The 6,578-nt window shown below is 41.2% G+C and carries 6 protein-coding genes and 5 tRNA genes; 3 read left to right on the top strand and 8 right to left on the bottom strand.

Going from position 1 to position 6,578, the window contains the following annotated elements; translation table 11 throughout:
• The 4 genes from A9260_RS11410 to A9260_RS11390 all read right to left on the bottom strand — a co-directional run.
• Positions 1–385: GTP-binding protein (locus tag A9260_RS11410; protein WP_231892593.1), on the bottom strand; the 385-nt coding region annotated here is incomplete at its 3' end.
• Positions 386–575: 190 nt separating this feature from the next.
• Positions 576–650 (bottom strand) — tRNA-Gly (locus tag A9260_RS11400).
• Positions 651–685: 35 nt separating this feature from the next.
• Positions 686–770: transfer RNA gene (locus tag A9260_RS11395), tRNA-Tyr, on the bottom strand.
• Positions 771–793: 23 nt separating this feature from the next.
• Positions 794–869: transfer RNA gene (locus tag A9260_RS11390), tRNA-Thr, on the bottom strand.
• Between the two features lie 201 nt (positions 870–1,070).
• On the opposite strand from A9260_RS11390, the gene coaA reads away from it, so the two are divergent.
• The gene (gene coaA, locus A9260_RS11385) at positions 1,071–1,994 is read left to right on the top strand and encodes a type I pantothenate kinase (RefSeq protein ID WP_068699079.1); all 924 of its coding nucleotides are present in this window, start codon (positions 1,071–1,073) and stop codon (positions 1,992–1,994) included.
• Here coaA and birA read toward each other — a convergent pair.
• On the bottom strand, positions 1,983–2,942 hold the full coding sequence (birA, locus tag A9260_RS11380) for a bifunctional biotin--[acetyl-CoA-carboxylase] ligase/biotin operon repressor BirA (protein ID WP_068699077.1): 960 nt from the start codon (positions 2,940–2,942) through the stop codon (positions 1,983–1,985). The two genes, coaA and birA, sit on opposite strands and share 12 nt — an antisense overlap.
• On the bottom strand, positions 2,943–3,986 hold the full coding sequence (gene murB / locus A9260_RS11375; protein WP_373604481.1) for a UDP-N-acetylmuramate dehydrogenase: 1,044 nt from the start codon (positions 3,984–3,986) through the stop codon (positions 2,943–2,945).
• Between the two features lie 98 nt (positions 3,987–4,084).
• On the opposite strand from murB, the gene A9260_RS11370 reads away from it, so the two are divergent.
• Positions 4,085–4,510 (top strand): GNAT family N-acetyltransferase, encoded by a 426-nt coding sequence (locus A9260_RS11370; RefSeq protein WP_068699074.1) that lies wholly within the window; start codon positions 4,085–4,087, stop codon positions 4,508–4,510.
• Positions 4,511–4,613: 103 nt separating this feature from the next.
• Positions 4,614–5,954, top strand: coding sequence for a CDP-diacylglycerol--serine O-phosphatidyltransferase (gene pssA, locus A9260_RS11365; protein WP_068699072.1), 1,341 nt, complete (start codon positions 4,614–4,616; stop codon positions 5,952–5,954).
• A gap of 327 nt (positions 5,955–6,281) precedes the next feature.
• Here pssA and A9260_RS11360 read toward each other — a convergent pair.
• Together A9260_RS11360 and A9260_RS11355 are read right to left on the bottom strand one after the other, a co-directional pair.
• Positions 6,282–6,358: transfer RNA gene (locus A9260_RS11360), tRNA-Trp, on the bottom strand.
• Positions 6,359–6,437: 79 nt separating this feature from the next.
• A tRNA-Asp gene (locus A9260_RS11355) sits at positions 6,438–6,514 on the bottom strand.
• Positions 6,515–6,578: the final 64 nt, after the last annotated feature.

The raw sequence follows: 6,578 nt of genomic DNA, 5'->3' as shown, positions 1-6,578 counted from the left end.
GAATACCAACCTGACGACCAAGTAGGATGTGCTCACGTGTTTGTGGCATAGGGCCATCTGTAGCAGCAACAACTAGGATACCGCCGTCCATTTGAGCAGCACCAGTGATCATGTTTTTAACATAATCGGCGTGTCCAGGACAATCTACGTGTGCGTAGTGACGTTCAGGAGTATCGTACTCTACGTGAGAAGTAGCGATTGTGATACCGCGCTCACGCTCTTCAGGAGCGTTATCGATAGATGCGAAATCTTTAGCTTCACCACCGTATACTTTTGACAAAGTAGTACAGATAGCAGCTGTTAGAGTTGTTTTACCGTGGTCAACGTGGCCGATAGTACCAACGTTTACGTGCGGTTTCGTACGTTCAAATTTTTCTTTAGACACGAGCGTGTTCCTCTAGGTACGGTTTATAAAGTGGCTTTGTAGACCACGCAACCAAATAAATTGGATGTAAAGTATATATCATAAGGAAATAATTGCTTGAGAGTTGGTGTTGATAGGCGGATTGAACCGCCGATCTCACCCTTACTAGGGTGCGCTCTATCAACTGAACTATATCAGTGCAGCGATAGATTGGAGCGGGCAGCGGGAATCGAACCCGCATCATCAGCTTGGAAGGCTGAGGTAATAGCCATTATACGATGCCCGCAACACGTAACTCTGAGAGCTATTTCCTTAAGAAAATGGTGGAGGGAGATGGATTCGAACCATCGAAGGCAGAGCCGTCAGATTTACAGTCTGATCCCTTTGGCCACTCGGGAACCCCTCCAAATTTTGCTTTCATAAAGAAAGTGGTGCCGACTACCGGAATCGAACTGGTGACCTACTGATTACAAGTCAGTTGCTCTACCTACTGAGCTAAGTCGGCACATAAGTGGAGCGCATTTTATTGGATGAATTCAAAGCTTGCAATAAGAATTTGCAAAAATGTAGCACTTTTTGCATTTACATTGAGTTAAGACTAATTTTTCAGCATCGTTAAACTAAATCTGTGTTCGTTTGCCTACTCACAATTGAAATATTTGTCTCTTCATGTATGTTGAAGCTGTGCACGAAAGGAAGGACCCAGATGACTCCACATATGACATTCAATCGACAGCAATGGTCAAAGTTAAAAGCTTCAGTACCTATGGTGTTAAATGACTCTGACATCGAAGAACTTCGAGGTATTAACGAGGATCTTGACACTAAAGAAGTAGAAGAAATTTATCTTCCGCTTTCTAGGCTAATTAACCTACATGCCGGCTCACAGCAAAGACGACAACGAGTACTGGATACTTTTCTTCATAAAGAAGGAGAGCATAGCCCCTTTATTGTAGGGATTGCCGGAAGTGTAGCCGTAGGTAAAAGTACCACAGCTCGTGTAATGCAGGCACTGCTATCGCGCTGGGGCGATCATCCAAAAGTAGCCTTAATTACCACCGATGGTTTTCTGTATCCTAACGAAGTATTACAAGAAAAAGGAATCATGCACCGTAAAGGGTTCCCTGAATCTTATGATATTCAAAAGCTGATTGATTTTGTCTCAGATGTAAAAGGTGGTAAGGAAAAAGTAGAAGCTCCTATCTACTCACATCTGACTTATAACATTACCGATGAAGTCGAGATCGTTGATAGACCCGATATACTTATTCTAGAAGGGCTTAATGTACTGCAATCTGGTATGGACTATCCCGATCAATCACACCGGGTTTTTGTCTCTGACTTTTTAGATTTCTCTATTTATGTTGATGCCGATAGTTCTATGATTGAGCAATGGTATATTAATCGCTTTCTAAAGTTTCGTGATGGTGCTTTTAAGAAGCCTAATTCTTACTTTGCCCATTATACAAAACTAAGTGAAGACGAAGCGATCAAGAAGGCTCGCTCCATATGGTGTGATATCAATGGTAAAAACTTAACTGCCAATATACTGCCGACCAAAGCAAGAGCGAATTTAATCCTAAAGAAAGCAATTGATCATAAGGTCAATCAGATTAAATTAAGACGCTGATCTCACTGAGATTTCACCGCCAATAAATGATTCAATCTCATGCCCGGTGTCTAGTAACAAGGCACCTTGTGCATTAATGCCCTTGCAAATACCTTTAATTTCTCGGTTACCCATGAGCAACTTAATTGGTTGCTCTATGAAGTTGTCGTATTGGTTCCATTTAGCAAGGAACGGTTTAAGACTCTCTTGCTCATAAACAGCAATCGAACTTTTCAAAGCTTTCGTTAACGCAATAACAATGTCATTACGCAATAATGTCTTACCGCCAGATATCTCTTTTAAGCTTGTCCATGGTTGACCTATTCCTTGAACATGCTCTGGCATAGACACATTAAGCCCAACACCAATTACCAAATTTGCAGCATCCCCTGCCTGTCCAGAAAGCTCGACGAGAATACCTGCCAATTTTTTATTGTTGTAATACACATCATTGGGCCACTTTAGCTTTAAGCCTTCGATACCCAATTGCTCTAGTGCATCAACTAATGCTAAACCTATAACAAGACTGATACCCATAGCAGCAGGAAGGCCTGCTTCTAGACGCCAGTACATAGAGTAATAAATATTAGAGCCAAATGGTGATACCCACTCTCGGCCTCGACGCCCACGCCCTTGTGTTTGATACTCAGCGACACAGACACTTCCCGACTCAAGGTCTTGTTGACCTAACATATGCTGATTAGTCGAATCAATAATAGGGATGACTTCAATAGGAGTATCTAATTGCTCAATAAGTGTTTGTTGATTGAGTAAATCAAGAGGCTGATCTAGTCGATAGCCCTTCCCTTTCACACTATAAATATCAATACCAAGATCTTGAATTGATTTTATATGGCGAGCAATTGCAGCTCGGGAAACGCCAAATTGTTCACCAAGTTGCTCACCAGAATGAAACTCGCCACCACTGAGCAATTGGATTAATTTAAGGTTAAAGCTAAAGTCTTTCATTCATTTATCCTGATAGATACGGGTAAGATTGGTTTCTTGCGTACTTCCCATAAAACGAACTTCATGCTCTAAAGCTATTTGATATTTCTGCCATACGGTTTGGCTAACATGCCAGGCAACGGCTAACACATCTTCAGCTATCGCTTCATTATAATTAACAATGACCAATGCTTGCTGAGAATGAACCCTTGCTCCACCATGGCTATATCCTTTTAATCCTGCATTATCAATCAGCCAACCCGCAGCCACTTTCATTTCTTGGCCTGCTGGATAGCCCACAATATTGGGGTATGACTTTTTAAGGTCTGCAAATTGCTGTTTAGGAATCACCGGATTTTTAAAGAAACTACCTGCATTACCCATAACGTTTGGATCAGGTAGTTTTGAGCGACGAACATCGCATACTGCATCAAAGATCTTTTTGGCCGTAACATCCCCTTCAATCAGTTGCTGAAGTGCACCATAAGCTATTTGCGGAACCCAATCTTTTGCTAGCTTCAAACCCACTTTAGTAATAACGGCTTTGCCAAATAATTCATGCTTGAAGATAGAGTCTCTATAACCAAATTGGCATAAATCAAATGAAAGACGCTTTACTGTTAATGACTCTAAATCTAAGTACTCTACAAAATCACAAACATCTTTGAATTCTATGCCATAGGCACCAATATTCTGAATAGGCGCAGTTCCAGCACATCCAGGAATCAACGCTAGGTTTTCTAGACCTGGCATGTTGTTCTCAATAGACCACTTAACTAATTCAGGCCAATCCTCTCCTGCTGCAATCTCAAGTAAAAAATGATCTTCGCTCTCTGTAACTTTCTTACCTTTTAGGCGATTTAAAATTGCCACCCCAGAAAAGTGCTCAGTAAACAACATATTGCTACCAGAACCAATGGGCAGTTTTGGTAAACTCTTCCATTCAGGATTAGTATAAATACTAATCAGGTCATTCAGTGAGTTTGCTTCAACAAGATAATCGCAATAACTTTTGATAGAGAAAGTGTGGAAGGAAGAAAGCTCAGCTTGGGAAGTAATATGTATCATAGAGTTAATTGTCCAGGCCCAAATGGGGATTCAAAGGGTAATATTGACTGCTTGGCCTTATAATACTGGAACATCGAATTTTTCGCAGTTAATTAATGAAGACTCTTACTATCAAAGAATTGGATCCTATAAGGATTCCACTTTTAAAAAAGCTATATAAATCTCACTACCCTTCGACAAAAATCAAGGGCGGTGAATACATTCTTGTGGCTGAAGTAGATACTAAAATTACTGGAGTTGTGCGCTTTCGGACAATAGACAAATGGCAGTTGCTCACGGGAATGATGGTAATACCTGAAGCACGACATCAAGGCATCGCCTCTCAGTTGCTAACCTATAGTCAAAAACACCGATTAGATAACAACGTATACTGCTTTGCCTATCAACACCTTCAACCTCTATACGAAGCTCATGGCTTTCAGCATATTGCTGTCGATACACTTCCTGCAACATTAAATAAGCTGTATACGCGCTACATTCAGAGTGGAAAGCCCTTGATTGCCATGCAATATCGAGCTTAACTCTTCTGAGAACAATTGTTTTACTAAATCATCTAGGCACTGGTGCCTCAAATTTGATAAAATGGCAGGCTAGATCAGCCCTTTACAGGACTTTATACTCATAATGGTTTTAGCTAAAAATGTCATCGACGGACTACAAGCAGTTCCCGTTGACCCACAAGACTTTAAAACTCTTTATTCGGCCAAAGAGTTCAAAGCACAGCTACTAGAGCTTATCAAAACAGCAAAGAAGCGCATCTACATCGCCGCCTTATATTTGGAAGACGATGAAGCTGGGCAAGAAGTGTTTGGTGAAATCTATAAAGCAAAACAAGCTAATCCAGGCTTAGACATTCAAATCTGTGTCGACTGGCATAGAGCCCAGCGTGGTCTAATTGGCGCAGAATCATCTGATGGTAATGCCGCGATGTATACTGAAATGGCTGCATCACACCCGCATACTGTGCCAGTATTTGGCGTTCCTGTTAGAGGAAAAGAAGTTTTTGGTGTTCTGCATCTTAAAGGCTTTATTTTCGATGATACGGTTCTTTATAGTGGCGCAAGTATCAATAATATCTATCTACATCAAAAAGACAGATATCGTTTTGATCGATACCATCAAATTACCAGCTCTTCGATTGCCGATGCGATGGCTGAATATATTTCCAATGCACTAATTAATAACCCAGCGGTAAATTCATTAACCGTTAAAGATCGCCCCTCTACAAAATCATTAAAAAGTGCAATCCGCCAACTTAGAGCAGCTTTAGCCGTAACTAACTATAAGTTTGATGCTGCAAAAATAGAGCAAGGTAAAGTTGCTATTACCCCTATCGTGGGTGTAGGAAAGCGAAGAAACTTATTGAACATGGCGATTATTCAACTTCTTAAAGATGCAAAAGAAGACATCCAGATCTGTACTCCATATTTCAATTTTCCTAAAAGCGTCGCAAGAGAACTGAAAAAAGCATTAAAACGTGGTGTGAAAGTTACCGTGATTGTTGGTGATAAAACAGCTAACGATTTCTTTATTGATCCAGAAGAAGAATTTAAAACTGTAGGTGGACTTCCCTATCTATACGAGATGAACCTACGCCGATTCTTAAAAGCAAATGAAGCTAATATCGCCAGTCGCAAACTGGATATCCTTTTGTGGAAAGATGACGGCAATAGCTATCATCTAAAAGGGATGTGGGTCGATAAGAAAAATATGCTAATCACAGGAAGTAATTTAAATCCAAGAGCATGGAAACTTGATTTAGAAAACGCCCTATTAGTTCGAGATCCGGAAGCTCTATTAGAAGCCCAATTCCAGCAAGAATTTGAAAATATCCTAAAAGATACCCAACGTATCGGCAGCTACAAACATATAGAAAAAATAGAAGACTACCCTGAACCTGTTCAAAAGTTACTGCGTAAAATAACTCGCGTGAAAGCGGATAGAGTACTCAAGCAACTTCTATAGCATCAAGACCTCTGTCTACACAAACAAGGCCTCTACGAAAACGTAGGGGCCTTTTGCTTTCTGGGATTCTGGGATTCTGGGATTCTGGGATTCTGGGATTCTGGGATTCTGGGATTCTGGGATTCTGGGATTCTGGGATTCTGGGATTCTGGGATTCTGGGATTCTGGGATTCTGGGAAATACCGAACATCAATACAAAAGCAAAAGCAATTCGAGCGAACAATATCTCTATTTTTGCATCCGCTGCGCTTTCCCATTACCCCAAAATTACACGCATAAAATCCAGACGTAAAAAAGGCCCCAACATTGCTGTTAGAGCCTTGATTATGGCAGGGGTGGAGAGATTCGAACTCCCAACACGCGGATTTGGAATCCGCTGCTCTGCCAATTGGAGCTACACCCCTAAAATCTTCGCTGAAGTAGCGATTTTTCTCATACTTCAGATTCAGAAAAACCTCGCAAAGCGAGGTTCTCTAAAATAAGTGGCGGAGTGGACGGGACTCGAACCCGCGACCCCCGGCGTGACAGGCCGGTATTCTAACCAACTGAACTACCACTCCGCAGTGGTCAACTCACTAAGTGAGCGTCCATATCTACAGATTCTACAATCTATAGATTTAAATT

Origin of the sequence: Vibrio sp. UCD-FRSSP16_30, from assembly GCF_001676025.1 — a bacterium.
Lineage (GTDB): Bacteria > Pseudomonadota > Gammaproteobacteria > Enterobacterales > Vibrionaceae > Vibrio.
Note: the sequence above shows the minus strand (reverse complement) of the source record. Positions and strands in the feature narration are given on the sequence as shown.